This window comes from Paenibacillus sp. GP183 (assembly GCF_900104695.1).
Taxonomy (GTDB): domain Bacteria; phylum Bacillota; class Bacilli; order Paenibacillales; family NBRC-103111; genus Paenibacillus_AI.
This window is the reverse complement of the sequence record NZ_FNSW01000001.1, coordinates 4884436-4903049: the sequence shown is the minus strand read 5'-3', so window position 1 is coordinate 4903049 and position 18614 is coordinate 4884436. Positions and strand designations below refer to the sequence as shown.

The window sequence follows — 18614 nt, the reverse complement described above, 5'->3', positions numbered from 1 at the left end:
ATGAAACGGTTTACTGCTTTAATTCGACGCTCGATACGCAACCGATATTGGATCATTTATTCGATGCCCCTTTGGGATCAATTGCGTCGGCTTATCGATTTATATTTTAAGAAACAGCAATCATATGATGTTGACGGAAATCTATTTAACTTTCTGTTTCTTTCACCTATACCAATCCTGGTATTGGCTGACAGCAGAGTTTGGAATCGGACTGCAGAAAGAATGCCGGAGGGCTATGCTATTCCCGATCGTGATACACTACAGGTTTTGCTGGAAATGTCTGGCGATTATTACGGCGAGCTATTCTCCAATCATAAACCGATGTACGGTGTTTACGTAGATAGCTCAATTTGGAAGAGCTTAAAGAACGCGCTTCCTGAGCAATATGTGATTCCGGACCCCTCATCGATCCGGATCCTGGAACCGATGAGGGGGGATTTTTACAACTTTCTGTTCACCTCGTCACCATCCTTACCTGGAATTGTGGTGGATGGTAAAGTATGGAGACAAATCTCCACTGCTTTGCCCGCGGATTTTCGATTGCCTGATTTCACAACCGTCGACATTCTGAACCAGAATAAACAGGGAGTGGGAAAATGAAAGCTTTAGTAACCGGGGGCGCAGGCTTCATTGGTTCTCATCTCGTAGAAAAGCTGGTGGCGAGCGGATATGAGGTTCACGTGATTGATAACCTGCAATCCGGAGATGTAACCTTTGTACATCCGCAAGCAGTATTTCATAAGGAAGATATTCAGAGTCAAGAAAGCAAAGAGATTATCTTGAGGGAGAAACCGGACGTCGTATTCCATCTAGCCGCCCAAGCCGATGTACAACGATCCATAAACGACCCCAGCCACGATGCAGAAGTCAACATTGTGGGTACATTGAATTTGATCGATGCTTGTCATCAGGCTTCCGTTAGTAAGTTTGTCTTTTCATCCACCTCCGCCGTTTACGGAAACTTACAAATGGATCTGATCACTGAGGTGGATCCAGCAGTGCCGATTTCCTATTACGGCTTGTCCAAATGGACAGCAGAGAACTACATCCGCATTTATTCTGCATTACGCGGAATTCCTTTTACGATTCTTCGTTATGGTAATGTATACGGTCCTCGGCAAAAGCCGAAGGGAGAAGGAGGAGTCATTGCGGTCTTTATACAAAACATCAAGAACGGGTTGCCAGTTTACATTCACGGAGACGGAAAACAAACACGTGATTTCGTTTTTGTGAAGGATGTCGTACAGGCCAATATGTCTGCGATTAAATTTGGATCAAAGGAAACCTATCATGTCAGTACAGGCAGAACTACTATGATTATGGATATTGTCCATATGTTAGAGCATATCCACGGTTTGGATATTGAGACTCATTACTCGCCGGCTCGAGAAGGAGATATACGTCATAGCTGTCTGGACAACAGTAAGGCCTTCAACGATTTGAAATGGGAGCCGCATGTAACCATGATAGACGGATTAATAGAAACTTATCATACTATCTAATGATCAAGAGATATGCAGTTCATGGATAAATCCAGCTGCATATTCGATACATAATGATCCATACACCTTATGGGAGCTTTGCGGTTTAAATGCGAGCCGGGATCAAGCGGCGGCAGCCCTTACTTGGTGCGGTCACGAAAACCTTTAGCGCATATACTTAATTGAGGGCTGACGATTGAAGTGACCCGGCAAACAAGATTTTTTTATAAAATAGTGAATCTAACTTTTTACATAGAAAATGATGGAATTTGACGCTCGGCGGCATCAGTAACTTTGAGGGATTCATGTGGACATAAAAACTACAGATCAAATTAACAGAGATTTAGCACCGATTTACTATTCAAAATAGCGATAGCATAAATTGGTACCACCTGAAACACTTAATCAACTGCTGCCCGTTAAATGCAGCAAGGCTGCCAGTTGAAGTTGGTAGCCAGCCTATGGAGCTCTTTCGTCTAATAAATACCTATTTTGAAAAGAATTTAGCTTTTGCCCTTTTCTAATCCGCTATAGCCCTTTCAAAATAAAAACAATCACATAAGTTAATGTATCTTTTATGATTGGGGGCTAAGAGTTATCCTATTTCGTCATCAAGCAACTAAGTTAGTTGGTAAGTCCGTTCAAGTTCAGACAACGAGTGGTCGTATTCTAACTGGTCGGTTATCATTTGTAGGTACCGATTTTTTAGTAATGCGAATGAGAATAGGCAGGCCTATTCGCCGTGTCGTTATACGTTTAGTAGAAATCATCCTGCTCTTCTCTTTGCTTGGACTCTGATTTAAACGTAGAAAGGGAGCTGTCGGAGTGAAGAAAGTGCCGGTAAAAGGATTTGTTCTCCATTCGAAGGATTCTGGTAATAAACATACTCATGAACTTCATATCATTTCATGGGACGGTAGACCAGTTTACCATGTCCATCACTTTTCTGGCGTGACTACTTATGACGATGGACACGTTCATGAGTATATGAGCGTAACGGAGCCTGCTCCAACCGGAGTACCACATGTACATCGGTACCATACCGTAACGTCTGTAAACCATGGTCACACCAATACTATCCATGGTGTAACTGGTCCAGCAATTGAAGTTACAGGTGGTGGACATAACCATTACTTTGAAGGGGTTACAACCGTTAATGGAATGCGACCCCATGCTCATCATTACAGAGGCGCTACTGGAAATGAAGCATTCTAAAAAGGATATTACCATTCAAACAAAACGATCCCTCGTTAAAAAAACAGGGGTCATTTTGAAATTCACAATAGTAGGGTTAGACAAAAAAAGCATAAATTGAAGAGAGAAACCCTTCGCTTGTCTATTTCGGGACAAATCTGATGAACCCATCGCATGATCGTCGTATGAACCATATTAAATCCTCGTTCTTTCATCATTTCCGTTAAATTTCAATAACTTAAGCTATACCCTCAAATACCATCTAACGGTTAACAAAATAATTGCTGCTTCATAATGTTTCCATTTGAAGAAATTCGATGCCGTTGCCATATTTATTTGCCTCATCCCATGTTTTAAGTTCAGCCAATAAGTTTTTGCAACACAGCCTTCGATTGTTCAGTCATCATACATTACTGTTCGCCATCATAGTTTCATTAAATGTGGAATTTAAGACTAGGGGTTGATATCTTGGATCAATGCCTTATCGCCTAAAGAAAAAATGGATATTGAAACGGCAGGTCAATTCATCCATCTTTTTGATCAACTGCGGAACAGTCTCGTCATAATGGAAGCATGGCAATTAACGGAATTGAATAAGCAAGCTCATCAATGCACACTCAGCTTACGCACCTTTAAATTAGACCTGTTAGAAAGGATTCTTCTTGGAAAAGTCGGAATCGGTTTAACCCCGACTTTCATCAATCACATGGTCAATGAACTGGATGAATACATTAAAATCCTTGATGAGCACATAAAAGGGAAGCCGGTACCGCGCTACCACGCTCTCCACCATGATCTACTGTGTGGTTCCTACCGGATGGCTGCAGGTCACGCGGCGACCCTTGCGATGGATTTAGATGCCGTGGAAAAACGTTTGATTAAAAAGAGCGACGCTTTTGAACAACATTTTAATGAATTTTTTCTGAAGGCCATTGAACTGACCGGTAATTTGCGAACATTAAATAAGCAATGCAATCCAGCTAAACCGCGGGTGGTAAACCATTAAAAGGCTTCTTATTGAACACTTGGCCTTAAAACGTTTGATGCCTATTGGTACAACTTTCTTATAAGAGCCTGTTCAAAAAGCTTATAGGATCGGATAAAAAACAAAAATGCACCGAAGCGAAAAATGGAAAAATGGAGGTATCCCGACTCACCATTAAACCAACAACGCGAGGTGCATTTTCATGGACTTGAGCTTGAACTGCTACCCTACCACTACTATAATACACTCGGATTTGACGCGGAACTGATTGACTACATAGATCATGTGGATGACGCGATTGTGTTGCAAAAGATCGCTCCGCTATACAAAAATGGCGGACGTCCTCCTGTCGATCCAAGGGTCTGCTTTCGGATGCACTACCTGTACTTTACACGTCCGGAGATTTCCTCGTTTCGTGAACTGGAGCGGCAATTAAAAGAGCCGAAAAATCAGGCATGGCGTAATTTTATCGGTGTCCCCAACATCAAAAAGGTGCCCGTTCACAGCAGCCTGAGCAACTTTCGAGTCAAGGTTAGTGCCGAATTGTTTTATGCCATTCTTTTTGACCTCATTGCGCAGGCGTTGAAGCTAAAGAACTTTCTACTGCCAATGCTTACGGGCATCGATTCCAGACCGGTTTGGGCCAATGTCAACGGGTATAAGCACAAGCGCTGCTCTTGCCCGGATCAGAGCAAGTGCACTTGCGAGAAGACGTATTCTGATCCCGACGCCACCTGCGGCGTGCAACGAACGAAGGCGAACCAGAACAAGTTTTTCATCGGTTATCGCAAGCATTCCATCGTTTGCCCCAGCCCGAAAGGACCGGTCGTTTTGTTTTCGATCATCCTGCCCAATGATACGGCAGATGTCAAAGTGATGCTGCCGCTCATTGAAATGATGGAAAATCGAAGGACTCAAGGTCGATTATCTGGTGGCCGATTTGGGTTATTTCGATGCCGATGATCAGAAAGAAGCGCTCCTTAAGCATAATGTGGCGGTCGTAACGGAAATCAAGAAAAACACGATCATTCCTGAACACTGTTCCCCTGAAGGAAAACCGGAATGCGAGCAAGGTCATGCCCTTGTGTTCGACGGATTCGATAAAGACACATATACCGCTTGGTTTCGCGGAGACGATGAGCAATGCGCCGCCTGTCCGCTTCAAGGCCTTTGTGAAAAGCAGTTTGGTTATTCCTTCAAGGAAAACCCGTTCTTCTACGGACCTGTTCCGCAGGAGCATGCTGCAAGAGCACATGCTGAATTTCCGCAAGCAGGTGGAACTAGCGTTTGCACAAGAGTCGAATCAACTGACTTCCGTCATGAAGCATAAAAAAGTGCCGGTTCGTACCACAAAACGCGTCGAGAAGTGGTTTATCTTGCGGGATGCGTTTCGATTAATAGAGCGGATGATTCAGCACCTGCGAGCCACTATCATGCCTCCAAATCATGTGACGACCCTCAAAAAGCTGCAAGAGATTCAAGTGGAGCAAATCTCGTTGCCGCTGGCGGGGTAAGAAACTTGAAACTCCAACTGAAAAAAAAGAAAATCACGACACAAGGGATACGTCTGTCCAAATAAGTTTTCGGTAAAGTGATCTGCACCAACCAATGTTCCCCTCACATCTCAGAACCCTTCCTTTTCCAATTTTGGAGCTCGTATTGCTGAGTCATGTTTCAGCGTTCAAACTAAATTGATACTTTTTGAACAGCCTCTATAAGACATTATATGTCTAATGGAGATTCAGTTGAAGAAACCTTTCAGAAATTTTTAAGAGAATAAATTAATGCTAAGGCGTGAATAAATACCCACTATATGGGAATATTTTTATACGGATGGTTATGGGAGTCCGTATCGGAGGGGTAGTTATGCAAGAAATTAAAGCTAAACAACCGAAAAAATGTGTGAATTGTATTTGGGGAAACTGGGATGGAATGAAGCAATTTTGTTCCAAACAAGTATGTGTGAAAAAATAATAAATAACAGTGTCTTAACCAAACACTCAGAATGATCGAAGCCCTCTTTCCTTTAATGGGATTTAGGGCTTTTTGTTGCATTACGCAACACTTATTCTACAAGTCCAAGCTCCATATAGTCATGTTGACTCATAATTCCATCGATTGGAAGGGAATGGTCCCGCTCGAAGGCTTTTAGGGCTTTTTCTGTTGACGAACCAAATTTTCCGTTACAGGTACCTATAAAATAACCTGCATTTTGTAGTAGATGTTGGATCAATTGGACATCCCCTTTAGCCAATCGTCTGGCTTCCATTTGTGGTTCTCCAAGGACGTGTCCCAAAATGGTTACACGGGTACCGATTTCTACAAATTCGAACAACTCTTCCACATGTTGATTTAACATCCGAATACATCCGTGGCTTGTATCTGTTCCGATGGAATAGGGTTTATTAGTACCGTGAATCCCATACGTTCCCCAGGGAACATCTAATCCAATCCAGCGAGTGCCAAACCCGGACCCCCAATTCCTATATTTATTTATTATTTTTAAATCCCCTACCGGTGTAGGAGTCTCACGTTTACCTAAAGCAATAGGATAGGTCTTATAAGGAGCGCCGTTCACATATAACTTTAAATGATTTTTGAGCGGATCAATAACTATATAAATGTCCTCCGTCATGTTTTTCTTAAGAGGTTTTGCCAACGTTACAGGAGGATCAGTAATTAACATTATGAACAACAACAAAAGCCCAACAATTAAGATAACTTTTCTCATTCAGATGCTCCAATAAAGAATTTTCTTCAGAAACTATCCCCGAAAGTTTGTTAATGATTAAACGATTTTGTGAATCCTGCGTTGGAGTTAATTGATGTCCAGGAACGTGTCCATAATGGTGACCATGCGCATGGTAATAACCTTGCTGATACCCATGATGATATCCATCGTGATACCCTGTTGATACATATTATGATGCATATGGTGAGTCTGATGGTGATGGTGCATTCAAAATGAGATTTTAATTCTTCTCATTCTTTGTAAATCAATTAGTTCTTGATTGGACATGTGTACATGTGGATGCGAGGAAATACAACGCTTACTTGTTCGTATATCGTTCGCATATATATTATTTTTGTTTACTGTACCCATTATGAGTCTAATCATCCCCCAAAAATGAGCATATAATAAAGAGCGAATGCTGAATTAAGGGGTGGACCGCTGTGGAAGAACCGACAACTTATTCGGAAAAAATATGCTTTGCCCTACTGGTTCATAACAAAAGAAATGTGATTTTGGATCTCCTGGATAACTTCAGGTGTTATTGCCCGAACAGTACTGTCGTTCTGTATAATGGAGGCGATGATCCCCTGCTGTGCAAAGATCTGGGAGTTCTCGTCTGTCCTGCCAGCAGAAAATTGGAATACGGCGTGACGGCCATTTTTTTGCTTGAAACGATGAGATGGCTTGAGAACATAGGATATGACTTCGACTATTTGATTAACCTTGATTCGGATGCCCTATTTGTCAGGGAAGGCTATGAGGAATTTATTGCTGAGCAAATGAAAAACAAGGATTATATGGGGGTTGACACCAGAATTCCGAATGATGACTTTTACTGCGGTATTCAGCTACGCAAAGAATACGATTTGTGGGGCCTTCGGTATAGATGAGATCGCCTACGTGACAATGACGGAACGCTTTGGAGTAAAGTTAAATGCTTACCCCAAGAATACTGGGGATTTTATTCGTTACCGGCCTTATTTCCCGCTGGACGAAACCTTAGGTCATCTGCACCGGAACAAAGAGTGTTATCTGCTTCACCCGGTACGAGAGACATGGAGGACGAAACGCGCGTATTTGTACGAAGCGCTCTCAAACAGCAAATACAATATAATTCAGAAGCACAAAAATACTTTCTCGATACGTATATCGGCGATATGCCGTTCTTTATCCGCAGGCAAAAAAGCACCGGAAAAACAGTAGAATGGCTGAGCGCTTCAGGCGGGATTATATAATGAATGTTCACGCTTTATCGCATATCAAATCCATTGGCCAAGGCTGGACGCTGCCCCATCTTTTCTATTGCGATGACGGCCTCAAATATGTGGTTAAACTAATGAACAATCGGCAGGGTCTGGGAGTACTTGCCAATGAGTTTATTGCGTTCAGACTGGCTAAATTATTGAATTTGCCTGCAGCCGAATACAAAATTGTGTATATCTCAAGGAACCTTGTGGAGATATTTCCAACGCTCAAGAGGCTCGACGTTCCGGCAGGCCCTCATATAGGCTGCCTATTCGCCGAACAGGGAATCACGTTAAATCATAAAGTCGATTTGTCTGCTTGCAAAAATATCAAGACTATGGCGGGAATGATCGTCTTCGACCATTGGATCAAAAACTGGGACCGCCATGTTACAGGGGCAAATCATCTATTTTTAAAGGATACGAAACAGCTGCTTCTGATTGATCATTCCAATGCATTTTGCGGGCCGGAGTGGGATACCAAAGAACTGAAAGAACATGCAGGTACCATTGAAGTGTACTGGGGACCTTTTTATGAGGTGTTCACACCCTATATCGACGGTTCCGACCCATTTGAGCCTTACCTAAGTGAATTGGAAGCTCTCGACCGTCGCGAACTGGAACATGCGGTCAACGGGTTGCCCAAGCAATGGCGAATTTCTTCCAGAATGCTGGAAACTTTAATTGAATTCCTGTATAGGAGGAAAAATCTGGTTCGAGGTGCTTTACTACAGCTGCAGGATAAATTTCCAATCTGGAGCAAGCATTAAGAAGAACGTATCTTATGAGAAGATTCACGGATTCAGGATATAGTAAAAAAACGGTTCATGGGAGAGAGTGACATGCTCAAGATTACGGTATTGATGCCTGTTTACAACTCAAGAAAGCATATTGACGAAGCCGTAAACAGCATATTGATGCAGACTTATAAGGATTTTGAGTTTTTGATTATAGACGATTGTTCTTCGGATGGCACATTAGAGTATCTAAAGAAACTGGAGGATCCGAGAATTCGATTGGTCACCCATTCCAAAAACATGGGTCTTGTTTATTCCCTTAACGAAGGACTGAATCTGGCAAACGGGGAATATATCGCCAGAATGGACGGAGATGACATCAGCGCCCCCCATCGTTTCGAACGACAACTTCTTTATATGGAGCAGAATCCGGAAGTGGGCGTTCTCGGTACATGTATGACCTATATCCATAATGGTCAACACATTCCCAAGCCAATAGTTCATGAAGAAATTTTTTGCTGGCAGCTTTTCTACTGCAGTCTCACTCATCCGACCGTCTTTATGCGCAAAAGTGTTCTTAAGGAGCATGAGGTCCGTTACGAACCCGATTATCTGCATGCGGAGGATTACGAGATCTGGAACCGGCTGGCCGAGGTAACCCGATTGGCCAATCTGCCGGAATATCTCTTCTCCTATAGAGTTCATGAAAGCCAAGTATCCACGAAGTATCTGCCAATTCAGAATCAAACGGCGGACAGGGTGCGCATAAAACAGCTAAACAAACTCGGCATTGTTCCAACCGAAGAGGAGTTTGCGATTCATAAGCAATTTATGCACCATGGCATTCCTGTTTTTGACTCCAAGCAGTATTCAAAAGCCCTTGCATGGGCGGAGAAGCTGCTGGAGCATAACCTAAAAGCAGGCATTTACCATCAAGAAACACTCAATCGTGTATTATCGTTATGCTTTACCGGATCAGAAAATAATTTTAGGTAGGCATCCATATTATTTTCCGTTTTTTCCATAAAACGTGTCAGACCGAGGTGGGGCTTTGATTTCTTGTATGGCTGGTGGGTACGCTGGGTTTTTATCCAAAGTGATCACACTTGGGTTTCAAATACCATCTCACGGTTAGTAAAATAATCGTTGATTCATATTCTTATATGATTTCTGCATAAATTAATGCATCAAATGAAGTGGGTGATTCATTGTGAAACCTTATCTTCGCAAATATGAGCTTGTGGCGTATCTAGATATGGAGAAAACCACCCTGACGCGCTGGATTAGATATTTCAAGGAGTTTATCCGCATTTTTCGGCAGGGGGATGTAGAATGTTATGGTCATGAAGCTAAAGCGGTATTAATGAGGATTAAAACTTGCGTGAACAGCTATATTCACTACCTCACATTCGAGAAATTCTAATGAACGAGGGTTATCCGAAATTCGAGAATTATAAACAGTAAATTCAAGGAGAGAAACGCAACGATTGTTTTATTTTTTGCTATTTTGTTTTTTTAAGTATTTTCGAAAATATACACGGAGTAGTCAAAAAAAGGGGCTGTCCCAAAAGTCATTTTTGGAATTTTAATGCCCCATTTTAACCCGTATCCTGCACGAAAAACAAACATTCCATCCACTTTCATAGCAGTTTGGGATGTTTTTTGAGCAAATTTTGGGACTGGCTCAGGCCAAGGATAAATTTACAGTTAGACATCAAACAGAGAACTTTAAAAAAAATTTTTCCGGAACTTATGAAGAAGCATTAATCAAAAATGGAGGAATTAATAACAGAAGTAAGCCTACAATAAAGATTAAATATTTAGAACACTCAAATAAAATTTAGGAATGCAGAGTCATTATTAATTTCAATGCTCGAAAAAGATAATCACTGGAAGCTTCAAGTGGTCTTCGACGGCGCCAATCTAATCATCGGGCTGATGATGAAAAGCTCAATTGAACGAAGCTTCGCTTACTCCCAGCCATCAATGGCCCTAGCATAAAGCTCCAAATACTTATCGGTCATTTTTTCTTTGGTATACCGCATCGAAACATACTCGCGAAGCGCTTCAGGAGGGACGAGTGACTTCCCTTTGATGAGACGTTCCATGCCATTCAAATCATCACAAATAAACTGGGGCAGCCCTTGCATCACTTCTGGAACTGCCTCTCTCCCGTAAGCGGCAACCGGTGTCCCGCAAGCTAAGGCTTCTACCAGCACCAACCCTAACTGTTCCTCGCATGCCGTCGGAAATAATAGCCATTTCGCATGCATCAGCAGGTTTTGCTTTTTCTCCCCGTGGACTTCACCTACATAGGATATATTAGCCGTCTTCTCCATCCGCGGATAAATTTCGCGGTATAATTCCCGATCCCAGATCGGTCCGGCAATGATGGTTCTCATTCCGGTCCGTTCAGCCAATCTCACAGCATCCCCCACCCCTTTTTCTCTATCAATCCTTCCAAGAAATCGCTGAAATTTCTTGGCTAAAACCGCAACCGGAGTCTGACACCTATCTGTACCGGGACGGCCGAACTGTTCAGGGTGCAGCACTATTCGTTCGCCGCATGAGCATGTTGCCCAATGTGGATTGGATTCGGACGTTCGACGACGGGCTGCAGCAGGTAAAGTTTTTGAAAACCAACCAATATTTTGTCACCATCGGTGGAGCCCTTCAGGATACGGAGGGTTTAATCAGCTTAGGTTGTTAATCGTACAGACAAGTCGTCCTTCGTCAAATAAGGCATTGTTTTATCCTGTAAAATACCGGCAGTGAGTCGATGAACATACGGAAAAATGTTACCGTTTTCTCCTTGGCCTGCTCATAATTATCTTCCGTCAATTCTTTACCGAATAATTGCTTCGTTACAGCGTAAATGGTTGAAAACAAAAAAAGTCCTTGAACTCAATCACCCTTGCACCCATTTTGCGCGCAACAAGCTCCGTTCCATCACGGGAACCGTTAACGACAACAATGACTTCTGTGGAAGAATGTACTTTACGCGCCTGACGAATGACGGCAGCAATCGTTTTACTTTCATTCATCGCCGGTATCACGATAGATACTTTCGGATTTTCGCTCATAGAAAAAGGTTTGATAAAAGCGAGATCTCGCTCTCGGTTTCAGCCACTTTCGTTTCCCACCTTGCAACATGACCACACTCCCTCATACTGAACTCCATTCGTTTTCGTTCCCATTGTATGTCCATACATCCCTAAGGGCACGGCCTTTTTTCTAACCATTTGCTCACCTCCAATTCACAAAAGCCTCGCTCTATTCGTCGATCCTTCACTTTTTGTCCTATGACCAAGCTAGATGATTTGTACTCGACCTGCTTCCATACTATGAATACCCACAAGCAGATTCATATGCATTAACCCAGGTTGGTTAGAAATTGGCTAATGACTAGGTTCAGTTTGATGAATTCGTTTATGGCAAAAATGAGGACATGGTCATATGTTGGAAGCGTGTGGTTAATTAACCACACAATAACCCCGCCAATTTTTACAAATTCATGATAAGCAGTAGTGTTATGAAATATATAGTTGGTATCGGTTACGCCAATCGTATTGAGCGATGAATGAGGTGGGATTGTGGGATACTGTAATGCCAAATTTCTTCGCGGATTGCGAATGCTATCGAAGAATGGGGATGGCAGTCTATAGCGTACCTTGGACACATTTGCCTGTTACACATCACGGTGGACAGATGACTAAATTCCGTATCGTTTAAGAGTATACCGACCCGCGATCATATTACCTTGCCAAATGGGGCGGAACGACCGACAAAGAGTTGTATACCACACCTTTTAACAAATAAGCAGGCGAAACAAAAATACCCCTCCTCATCTAATCCATTGATTAAGAGGGGGCTTGCGATCTGCCTGATGAACTCCAGCCTGCGTATTCAACCACGGATGTGCTGGTGTCCCTTTTTGTATGTGACCGATTCGATTATCTGTGATCTTCCTGCTGATAGCGCACAATAGATTCCAGATTTTCAGCAATTTGCTTGGCCAATGGTGGAGATGCCTCCACAGATAGTGCCACGCTCTCAATGATTCGGGTCAATGCTCGTTGGCCGCGATGAGCTGCTAATGGATGTTGCTCGTTTGCATGATATGATCGGCGTTGCTATCACTCTGAATCGTACTTATTCTACGCTAGGATGATCTTTCATCTTCTTCACAATTACTCCTTCCATTTGTCATGGCAATTTCCTTGGCCCTTGTTCATTTTATTCAATCTCTGAGAAAACAATATCCATTTCGCTTCCTTCAACCAGTGGACGATCAAGCAATGTGTCATTACTAAAGTGAGTTATATATATGCAGAAACGAGGAAAATTGTCTGCTTTCTTATCGTTACAAAAATGAATTGAAAAAGCCATTTGAAACTTATGTTTATGGGGCTCTGATGTGGGCAAGCGATCGGACCCATAAACATACCAGTCTTCCAGAAGCCGATTGGGAAATCAGACCAGAACCTCTCTTTTTCCTCTAGCATATACATATAAAAATACAAGCTATAGGAGGTACTCTCTTGGACAATAAACACATTCAGTGGCAGCATTCCAAGGTGTCAAGACCGGAGCGGCATCTCTTGAATGCCCATAAAAGCTGTGTGCTTTGGCTCACAGGGTTATCCGCATCAGGCAAATCCTCTTTGGCTTATGAAGTTGAGCGCATGCTTTTCAATCAGCAGGTTCGTTCCTACGTATTGGATGGGGACAATCGAATAGGTAACCTTGATTTATAATTACACAATTGATGAATATGGAGGTCGCAAAAAATGAATCGATGTCGCATTCATTGCTAAAGTTGCTGCTTAGAATAAATTCGAAAGGTGTTGAGTACCAATTTTTTGAATTGGATACATCCTACGAAGAACTTGTTGGAAAACGCTTAATTATCTCTGCTTGCTCATCAAGACGAAGATGTATTGGCAGCACAAATCGATAATATCCGTTTTTATAATCCTGATGCCGGAATTGTCTTGTATAACGGTGGATCTGATCCAGATTTCGCGAAAAACTTAAATGTACTCAAATTTCCGTATAGCCATCCCTTAAAATATGGGAATCTAACCCCCTTTTTATGGGAAGTGATGAAATGGCTTGAAGACATAAATGTGGAATATGAGTATTTAATGAATATTGATCATGATGTGCTTTTTGTTAAACATGGGTTTGAACCATTCCTGGATGACGTAATGGCCCAATTCGATTGCATCGGCTGGAGACTTCAAAACTCGCGGGATCACCCGGACTCACTCCCCATTCGTAACATGCCAGGCGAGTGGCATTTATGGCAACCTATTTTCAAGACGGATTCCTTTCTTAGTTATTTCAATCCCGGGCAGGTATACTCTCATAAAATTGTCAAGCGTATGCTCTCCTACGTTGATCATGCAACGTTGGATAAATTATTGGAGAATACTCCTGTTTTTGCATTCGAGGAAATATTTTTTATTACTTTAGCGTTTGCCTGTGGAGGCAGGTTCAGAGAATATCCCGAAGGCAGTTTGGATAATGACACGGTGCGCTGGGGAGCGAATATCACTTTCGCGAATGTACTTCAATCCAGGAAAAACCCTTTTTATTTTTGGATTCATCCGGTAAAAGGTGAAGAATTAATCAAATTAAACCAACAAATGCTTACTATGAAGGAAGAAGAACCTGTTGAAATGGTGGAAGAGCAGCCTGCTGATCAGCATCCGCTTGACGATGAGGCTGGACCAACTACGCACATCCTTCCTAGCTTTCGTAAAAGAAACAAACGCAGAACTCGTCCTAGGAAAGGTCCCCTCAAAAGGTGATCGCCAGGAATAAGAAAAAAGAACCTAGCGAAAATTCATCGCTAGGTTCTTTGATATATCTGTATTCGCCTGACTACATCGCTTTTTTAAGTTTACGCGTTCTTGCCTAAACGATTCCGTAATACAGGCGGCTTTCGTAAGTTGCTCCTTTTTACGGCAGAAACCTTTTTCAAGCCTAGTTTATGTTTCAACCATTTCCCCTTTTTGTTTTTCATAAGAACCGTAATTCTTGTTTTTGGCTTCAGCGACCAATTTTTATTTCTCAGCAATCTTTTTCTTTTAACAACTTTCTGTTGTTTCTGTTTTTCCTGTTTTTTCTCTCTTGCTGGCGCTTGTTCTCCATGTACTTCAGGCACGTCTCGGTGCGGCTCCACAAAAGGAATTCCGCCGGACATTAACTGTCCATTCATTTTGATCAGCCGGTCCCCTTTTACCGGATGAACAGCATAATAATAAGGATGATGCTGTGCCTGGTGCGCTTCATTCTGCTCGATCTCAATCTCATGCCGCATCACGTTAAGATCGTGATCACGCGGAAATTCTCGAATTCTTCCGCCGCAAGCCGTCGCCAATGTCACAAAGAAAAATTCCTCCAAGGCCAATACTTTGCTCTTGGCTAACAAGTTTTCCACCTTGGACATATCGGTAAAAGAGAGCATCCCTTTTACAATATCGTGCCGGTATACTTGAATAGGATTAAAATAACGGACAAAGTGATCGATCTTAAATAAGGGAGTCCATTGTGCCCATTCATCCCACATCGACTTTTTATTCATCGTGTCCGCATCGGTTGGGTTATAGTTGGATTGCATATCCCAGCCCGTACAATCGAATCCCTGCATCGTTTCATCAAGGTAGCTCTCAAATCCTAGTTTAACAAAGAGCATTTCGTCATCCAAATTGACCAAGTATTCATATTTAACCTTATTCTCTTCAAGCCACTTCATAACGTCCCACAAAAATGGAGCTAAGTGTCCCCCGGCTAATTGCCGACCGTAAGGACATATGGCAACATTCAAGTTTTTGGCAAAATCGATAATTTCCCCTCCATTGTAAAGCACAATGCCCGCTTCTGGATTGAATTTACGGATATTTTCAATCTGTGAGGCAAGAACGTGCTCATCTTTACGGCCCAGAAGGGCGAAGATGACTCTTTTGCTTTTTGGTATGCCGTCATAATGAGTCATTCGAAAATTAACGTCAGCTTCATATTCTTCCGTGACACGATATAAATCGTCCCACTGTGAACCGGAAATATTTTTATATAATTCACCGCCGCCTACACGCCTTGTGTGCTTGACTGCGACCTCGTCTATGACCGCTAATTTTTTGTACGGATATCCAAGCAGTTTGGGCCAAACAAAATCGAGTCCCCAACCGGATTCGCTTTTTTCAAATGTAGGCAAAAGCTTTTGAAAAGTATTTCTCGAGTAAAGAGGAACCATAGGTTCAATAAAGTGGGAGTACCTCAAAAAGTAGTTGGGATTTTTTACGGTTATCCTATGCCCAAAATAGGAATCGGGAGTTAGGGCCGGCTGTGCCAGTTCCAGTCCCTGCTGCATAAAGATCTGAAACATGCGATTGATGTCAGAGGCATTCGCACTTATATCATCATCCGGCATCCAGATGGCATCATATTGATCGATCCCATCTCCGAAAGCTTCAATCGTATCCTTGACCGTAGGCCACTTTAATCCTGGAAGCTCATGATAGAAGTCGCATTCATTTGCATAACGGCCTGACGTACTACCGAAATAACTGAGACAAAGATCGAAGTTTTTATACTCCGCAGGCTGCAGCCATTGTTGGTGGATTGAGGTATCGCCCACTCTGCCGATTACAAGAAACCTCTTATCACCCTTGACTTCAAATAGAGTCATTTCGCGCACTCCTTTACACGTCCCTAATTATTTCTTTTCAATAAATCTCATATAGTCGAGGATATGATGTTTTAAATCTTCCCTCTGCATGGATAAGGCCAGAATCGCCTTCACATAACCGAGATGATCCCCGACATCGTGCCAGGTCCCGTTAATTTCACAGGCATGCACCGCCTCTTGCTCATTGAGCTTCGAGATGGCGTCGGTAAGCTGATTTTCTTGACCGACTCCCGGTTCCTGTTTCTCCAAGATGTCGAATATCGCAGGTGTCAAAATATACCGTCCGATCATGGCAAGGTTTGTCGGCGCTTCCTGCGGTTTTGGTTTTTCGACAAGCTTGGTAATATTGTAAAAATGGTCGTGCAAAAGCTGAGCATCGATAATGCCGTAGCTCGAAACATTCTTGGGATTGACAGGCTGTACACCAATTATCGAAGTTTTATAACGATTGTAATAACCCATCATCTGCTTTAAGCATGGAACGTCGGCTTGCACGAAAGTATCTCCGAGCAGAACGGCAAATGGTTCGTCATTAATAAACTTCCTTGCGCACCAGATCGCATGACCCAAGCCTTTCGGCTCTTTTTGGCGGATATAATGGATATCTATAAGCTGGGCCGGCTCTTGCACTTTTTCCAGCATTTTTAGTTTCCCTTTTTGCTGCAAATGATACTCAAGCTCAAACGCGTTGTCAAAATGGTCCTCAAGGGCACGCTTGCCTTTTGCTGTCACAATGATGATATCCTCAATACCTGATGCCACCGCTTCCTCCACGATAAATTGAATCGTTGGCTTATCAATGATCGGCAGCAATTCTTTGGGCATAGCTTTTGTAGCAGGTAAAAACCGGGTGCCCAGACCTGCTGCAGGAATAATCGCTTTGCGAACCTTCATAGTTTCCATCATCCTTCTGTATGCTTGTGATATATCACTTCATCCTACCGATACTTTGGTATACGAATCCCTCTTCTTTCATCTTGTCGGGGTCGAATAAATTCCTTCCGTCAAATAGAACCGACTGCTTAAGCAAACTCTTCATTCGGCCGAGATCCACCGATCGATACTGCTTCCATTCCGTAAATAACAGCAGTGCATCCGCATCCATCAGAGCTTGATAGGGATCCGTGAAATAATTGATATTCTCCTCGCCTAAAGCCTGATACGCATTCTGCAAAGCGACAGGATCGTGAGCTTGTATGTTAACTCCTCGTTGTCTTAATAGCTCGATTGTTTCAATGGACGGCGCTTCACGAATATCGTCGGTTTCAGGTTTGAAAGACAACCCCCATACCGCCAGCTTGAGCTGGGATAAATCTTCACCGAAGTGGCTAACGACCATCTCGTACAATTTTTTCTTTTGCTTATGGTTGACTTTATCAACGGCTTCTAATATGTGGGTGGGGATATTTCGTTCAGAAGCGCTCTGGATGATAGCCCGAACATCCTTGGGGAAACAGGAGCCACCGTACCCGACTCCGGCTGATAAAAAGTAACTGCCAATCCGATGGTCGAATTCCATACCTCGTCTTACCCATTCAATATCCGCACCTACGGATTCACAGATTCCAGCTATTTCATTCATAAAGCTAATACGTGTGGCTAACATGGCATTGGAGGCATATTTTGCAAGCTCGGCGGAGGCAATATCCATGTGGACGAGAGGATGGCCTTTACTAGTAAGCGGCAAATAAAGCTTCTCCATATATTCCAAAGCTCGAGAGTTATCACTGCCGACGACAATTCGATTAGGGTGCAAGAAGTCTTCAATGGCAGCACCTTCCCTTAGAAACTCCGGATTCGACACAATATCGAATTCCCAATCTGAGAGACCCCGCTTCGTAAGCTGCTCTTGAATCACACCTCTTATTCGTTCTGCACTGCCGATAGGAACGGTTGATTTGGTTATTACGATGGCATATGCATGGATGCTAGCACCAATTTGCTGTACGGCACTCATCACGTAAGTAAGATCTGCGGATCCATCTTCTGCGGGTGGTGTTCCTACAGCAATGAAGATGAATTGACTATTTGCAACGGATTGGGCTATATCAAGCGAAAAGCTCAACCGGCCTTCTTGCACGTTTTGTTCCACCAATTGCTCCAATCCAGGTTCATAGATAGGCACTTGTCCATTTTGCAGCGAAGTAATTTTGACCGGGTTGTTATCTACACAAATAACTTGGTGCCCCATCTCCGCAAAGCAAGCTCCAACCACTAGTCCTACATAACCAGTCCCAATCATGCATATTTCCATAGCCGCTCTCCCTTAATGTTCAAAATTTCTTAAGCCCTCTCATCAAGGCTTCTTCTACTTCACTTTAATTTTTCATGCACCAGCTATTCATTTGGCTCATTCACATTAATCACTGCCTTCTAAATTGTATGCTCCTTGTCTAACTTGAAACTCGGACGGATAACCAATGGCTTGAAAATCAACGCTTACCTACAACAGAACAAACACTACTAGATCTGCGGGTGGCAGAGCTAATAGTGTGCACAATTCTTCATTGTATTTTTTGTTCTTGTGCGGACAGACATACAGT

General features: G+C 42.8%; 21 protein-coding genes and 1 pseudogene. 15 read left to right on the top strand and 7 right to left on the bottom strand.

The genetic code is table 11. The features are described from left to right. The 4 genes from BLV33_RS24325 (at window position 1) to BLV33_RS24315 (ending at window position 2696) form a co-directional block, all read left to right on the top strand. A complete protein-coding gene (locus BLV33_RS24325; protein WP_090797844.1) occupies window positions 1-600 on the top strand; it encodes a hypothetical protein in 600 nt (199 codons plus the stop codon). After that, complete coding sequence (locus BLV33_RS24320) at window positions 597-1502, top strand: NAD-dependent epimerase/dehydratase family protein (RefSeq protein WP_090797843.1); 906 nt, start codon at window positions 597-599, stop codon at window positions 1500-1502. Before BLV33_RS24325 ends, BLV33_RS24320 begins: the two co-directional genes overlap by 4 nt. 549 nt (window positions 1503-2051) lie before the next feature. Then, window positions 2052-2279 carry a DUF2642 domain-containing protein gene (locus BLV33_RS30910; protein ID WP_139305844.1) on the top strand — a complete coding sequence of 76 codons (228 nt, stop codon included), beginning with the start codon at window positions 2052-2054 and terminating at the stop codon, window positions 2277-2279. Window positions 2280-2306: 27 nt separating this feature from the next. Further along, complete coding sequence (locus tag BLV33_RS24315) at window positions 2307-2696, top strand: YmaF family protein (RefSeq protein ID WP_090797841.1); 390 nt, start codon at window positions 2307-2309, stop codon at window positions 2694-2696. Window positions 2697-2809: 113 nt separating this feature from the next. Here the strand turns inward: BLV33_RS24315 and BLV33_RS24310 are convergent. Continuing rightward, window positions 2810-3005: pseudogene (locus BLV33_RS24310) on the bottom strand (IS6 family transposase); the annotation flags it as partial. Window positions 3006-3135: 130 nt separating this feature from the next. Between BLV33_RS24310 and BLV33_RS24305 the strand changes: the two are divergent. The 4 genes from BLV33_RS24305 (at window position 3136) to BLV33_RS24290 (ending at window position 5174) form a co-directional block, all read left to right on the top strand. Next, window positions 3136-3681 (top strand): DUF2935 domain-containing protein, encoded by a 546-nt coding sequence (locus BLV33_RS24305; RefSeq protein WP_090797839.1) that lies wholly within the window; start codon window positions 3136-3138, stop codon window positions 3679-3681. 123 nt (window positions 3682-3804) lie between these two features. After that, on the top strand, window positions 3805-4623 hold the full coding sequence (locus BLV33_RS24300; protein WP_090797837.1) for a transposase: 819 nt from the start codon (window positions 3805-3807) through the stop codon (window positions 4621-4623). Continuing rightward, entirely contained in the window at window positions 4601-4990 is a 390-nt protein-coding gene (locus tag BLV33_RS24295; protein WP_090797835.1) for a hypothetical protein, read from the top strand. The genes BLV33_RS24300 and BLV33_RS24295 overlap by 23 nt, the downstream gene beginning before the upstream one ends. Before the next feature lie 4 nt (window positions 4991-4994). Continuing rightward, window positions 4995-5174 carry a hypothetical protein gene (locus BLV33_RS24290; protein ID WP_171909284.1) on the top strand — a complete coding sequence of 60 codons (180 nt, stop codon included), beginning with the start codon at window positions 4995-4997 and terminating at the stop codon, window positions 5172-5174. 551 nt (window positions 5175-5725) lie between these two features. Here the strand turns inward: BLV33_RS24290 and BLV33_RS24285 are convergent. Further along, on the bottom strand, window positions 5726-6391 hold the full coding sequence (locus tag BLV33_RS24285; protein WP_090797831.1) for a L,D-transpeptidase family protein: 666 nt from the start codon (window positions 6389-6391) through the stop codon (window positions 5726-5728). A 443-nt stretch (window positions 6392-6834) separates the two neighbouring features. Here BLV33_RS24285 and BLV33_RS24280 point away from each other — a divergent pair, with 443 nt between their 5' ends. From BLV33_RS24280 to BLV33_RS24255, 5 genes are all read left to right on the top strand, one after another. Beyond that, complete coding sequence (locus BLV33_RS24280; protein ID WP_090797829.1) at window positions 6835-7284, top strand: hypothetical protein; 450 nt, start codon at window positions 6835-6837, stop codon at window positions 7282-7284. A 10-nt stretch (window positions 7285-7294) separates the two neighbouring features. Beyond that, entirely contained in the window at window positions 7295-7597 is a 303-nt protein-coding gene (locus BLV33_RS28995) for a hypothetical protein (RefSeq protein WP_171909283.1), read from the top strand. 31 nt (window positions 7598-7628) lie between these two features. Continuing rightward, window positions 7629-8408, top strand: a complete 780-nt coding sequence (locus tag BLV33_RS24270; RefSeq protein ID WP_090797825.1) for a HipA family kinase — start codon at window positions 7629-7631, stop codon at window positions 8406-8408. Window positions 8409-8480: 72 nt separating this feature from the next. Further along, a complete protein-coding gene (locus BLV33_RS24265; RefSeq protein WP_171909282.1) occupies window positions 8481-9371 on the top strand; it encodes a glycosyltransferase family 2 protein in 891 nt (296 codons plus the stop codon). A gap of 659 nt (window positions 9372-10030) precedes the next feature. Continuing rightward, window positions 10031-10219: a hypothetical protein gene (locus tag BLV33_RS24255; RefSeq protein ID WP_090797820.1), complete on the top strand. Its 189-nt coding sequence runs from the start codon at window positions 10031-10033 to the stop codon at window positions 10217-10219. A 126-nt stretch (window positions 10220-10345) separates the two neighbouring features. On the opposite strand, the gene BLV33_RS24250 is transcribed toward BLV33_RS24255, so the two are convergent. Together BLV33_RS24250 and BLV33_RS24245 are read right to left on the bottom strand one after the other, a co-directional pair. Then, the gene (locus BLV33_RS24250) at window positions 10346-10927 is read right to left on the bottom strand and encodes a glycosyltransferase (RefSeq protein WP_171909281.1); all 582 of its coding nucleotides are present in this window, start codon (window positions 10925-10927) and stop codon (window positions 10346-10348) included. Window positions 10928-11239: 312 nt separating this feature from the next. Beyond that, window positions 11240-11458, bottom strand: a complete 219-nt coding sequence (locus BLV33_RS24245; RefSeq protein ID WP_090797817.1) for a glycosyltransferase — start codon at window positions 11456-11458, stop codon at window positions 11240-11242. 1458 nt (window positions 11459-12916) lie between these two features. On the opposite strand from BLV33_RS24245, the gene BLV33_RS30515 reads away from it, so the two are divergent. Beyond that, window positions 12917-13132, top strand: coding sequence for an adenylyl-sulfate kinase (locus BLV33_RS30515; RefSeq protein ID WP_290439064.1), 216 nt, complete (start codon window positions 12917-12919; stop codon window positions 13130-13132). A 183-nt stretch (window positions 13133-13315) separates the two neighbouring features. Next, window positions 13316-14191: a hypothetical protein gene (locus tag BLV33_RS24230; RefSeq protein ID WP_090797813.1), complete on the top strand. Its 876-nt coding sequence runs from the start codon at window positions 13316-13318 to the stop codon at window positions 14189-14191. A 92-nt stretch (window positions 14192-14283) separates the two neighbouring features. Here BLV33_RS24230 and BLV33_RS24225 read toward each other — a convergent pair whose 3' ends face one another. From BLV33_RS24225 to BLV33_RS24215, 3 genes are read right to left on the bottom strand one after another with little or no spacing between them, the layout of a single operon-like run. Then, window positions 14284-16071, bottom strand: coding sequence for a DUF707 domain-containing protein (locus tag BLV33_RS24225; RefSeq protein WP_090797812.1), 1788 nt, complete (start codon window positions 16069-16071; stop codon window positions 14284-14286). Between the two features lie 27 nt (window positions 16072-16098). Beyond that, complete coding sequence (gene galU / locus BLV33_RS24220) at window positions 16099-16965, bottom strand: UTP--glucose-1-phosphate uridylyltransferase GalU (protein WP_090797810.1); 867 nt, start codon at window positions 16963-16965, stop codon at window positions 16099-16101. Window positions 16966-16999: 34 nt separating this feature from the next. Beyond that, window positions 17000-18325, bottom strand: a complete 1326-nt coding sequence (locus BLV33_RS24215) for a UDP-glucose dehydrogenase family protein (protein WP_090797808.1) — start codon at window positions 18323-18325, stop codon at window positions 17000-17002. Window positions 18326-18614 lie beyond the last annotated feature (289 nt).

Coding starts and splice junctions, on each gene's coding strand:
- BLV33_RS24325 (WP_090797844.1), top strand. CDS start 1: ATGAAACGGTTTACTGCTTTAATTCGACGCTCGATACGCAACCGATAT.
- BLV33_RS24320 (WP_090797843.1), top strand. CDS start 597: ATGAAAGCTTTAGTAACCGGGGGCGCAGGCTTCATTGGTTCTCATCTC.
- BLV33_RS24300 (WP_090797837.1), top strand. CDS start 3,805: ATGGAAAAATGGAGGTATCCCGACTCACCATTAAACCAACAACGCGAG.
- BLV33_RS24285 (WP_090797831.1), bottom strand. CDS start 6,391: ATGAGAAAAGTTATCTTAATTGTTGGGCTTTTGTTGTTGTTCATAATG.
- BLV33_RS24270 (WP_090797825.1), top strand. CDS start 7,629: ATGAATGTTCACGCTTTATCGCATATCAAATCCATTGGCCAAGGCTGG.
- BLV33_RS24265 (WP_171909282.1), top strand. CDS start 8,481: ATGCTCAAGATTACGGTATTGATGCCTGTTTACAACTCAAGAAAGCAT.
- BLV33_RS24255 (WP_090797820.1), top strand. CDS start 10,031: ATGTTTTTTGAGCAAATTTTGGGACTGGCTCAGGCCAAGGATAAATTT.
- BLV33_RS24245 (WP_090797817.1), bottom strand. CDS start 11,458: ATGAGCGAAAATCCGAAAGTATCTATCGTGATACCGGCGATGAATGAA.
- BLV33_RS24225 (WP_090797812.1), bottom strand. CDS start 16,071: ATGACTCTATTTGAAGTCAAGGGTGATAAGAGGTTTCTTGTAATCGGC.
- galU (WP_090797810.1), bottom strand. CDS start 16,965: ATGAAGGTTCGCAAAGCGATTATTCCTGCAGCAGGTCTGGGCACCCGG.
- BLV33_RS24215 (WP_090797808.1), bottom strand. CDS start 18,325: ATGGAAATATGCATGATTGGGACTGGTTATGTAGGACTAGTGGTTGGA.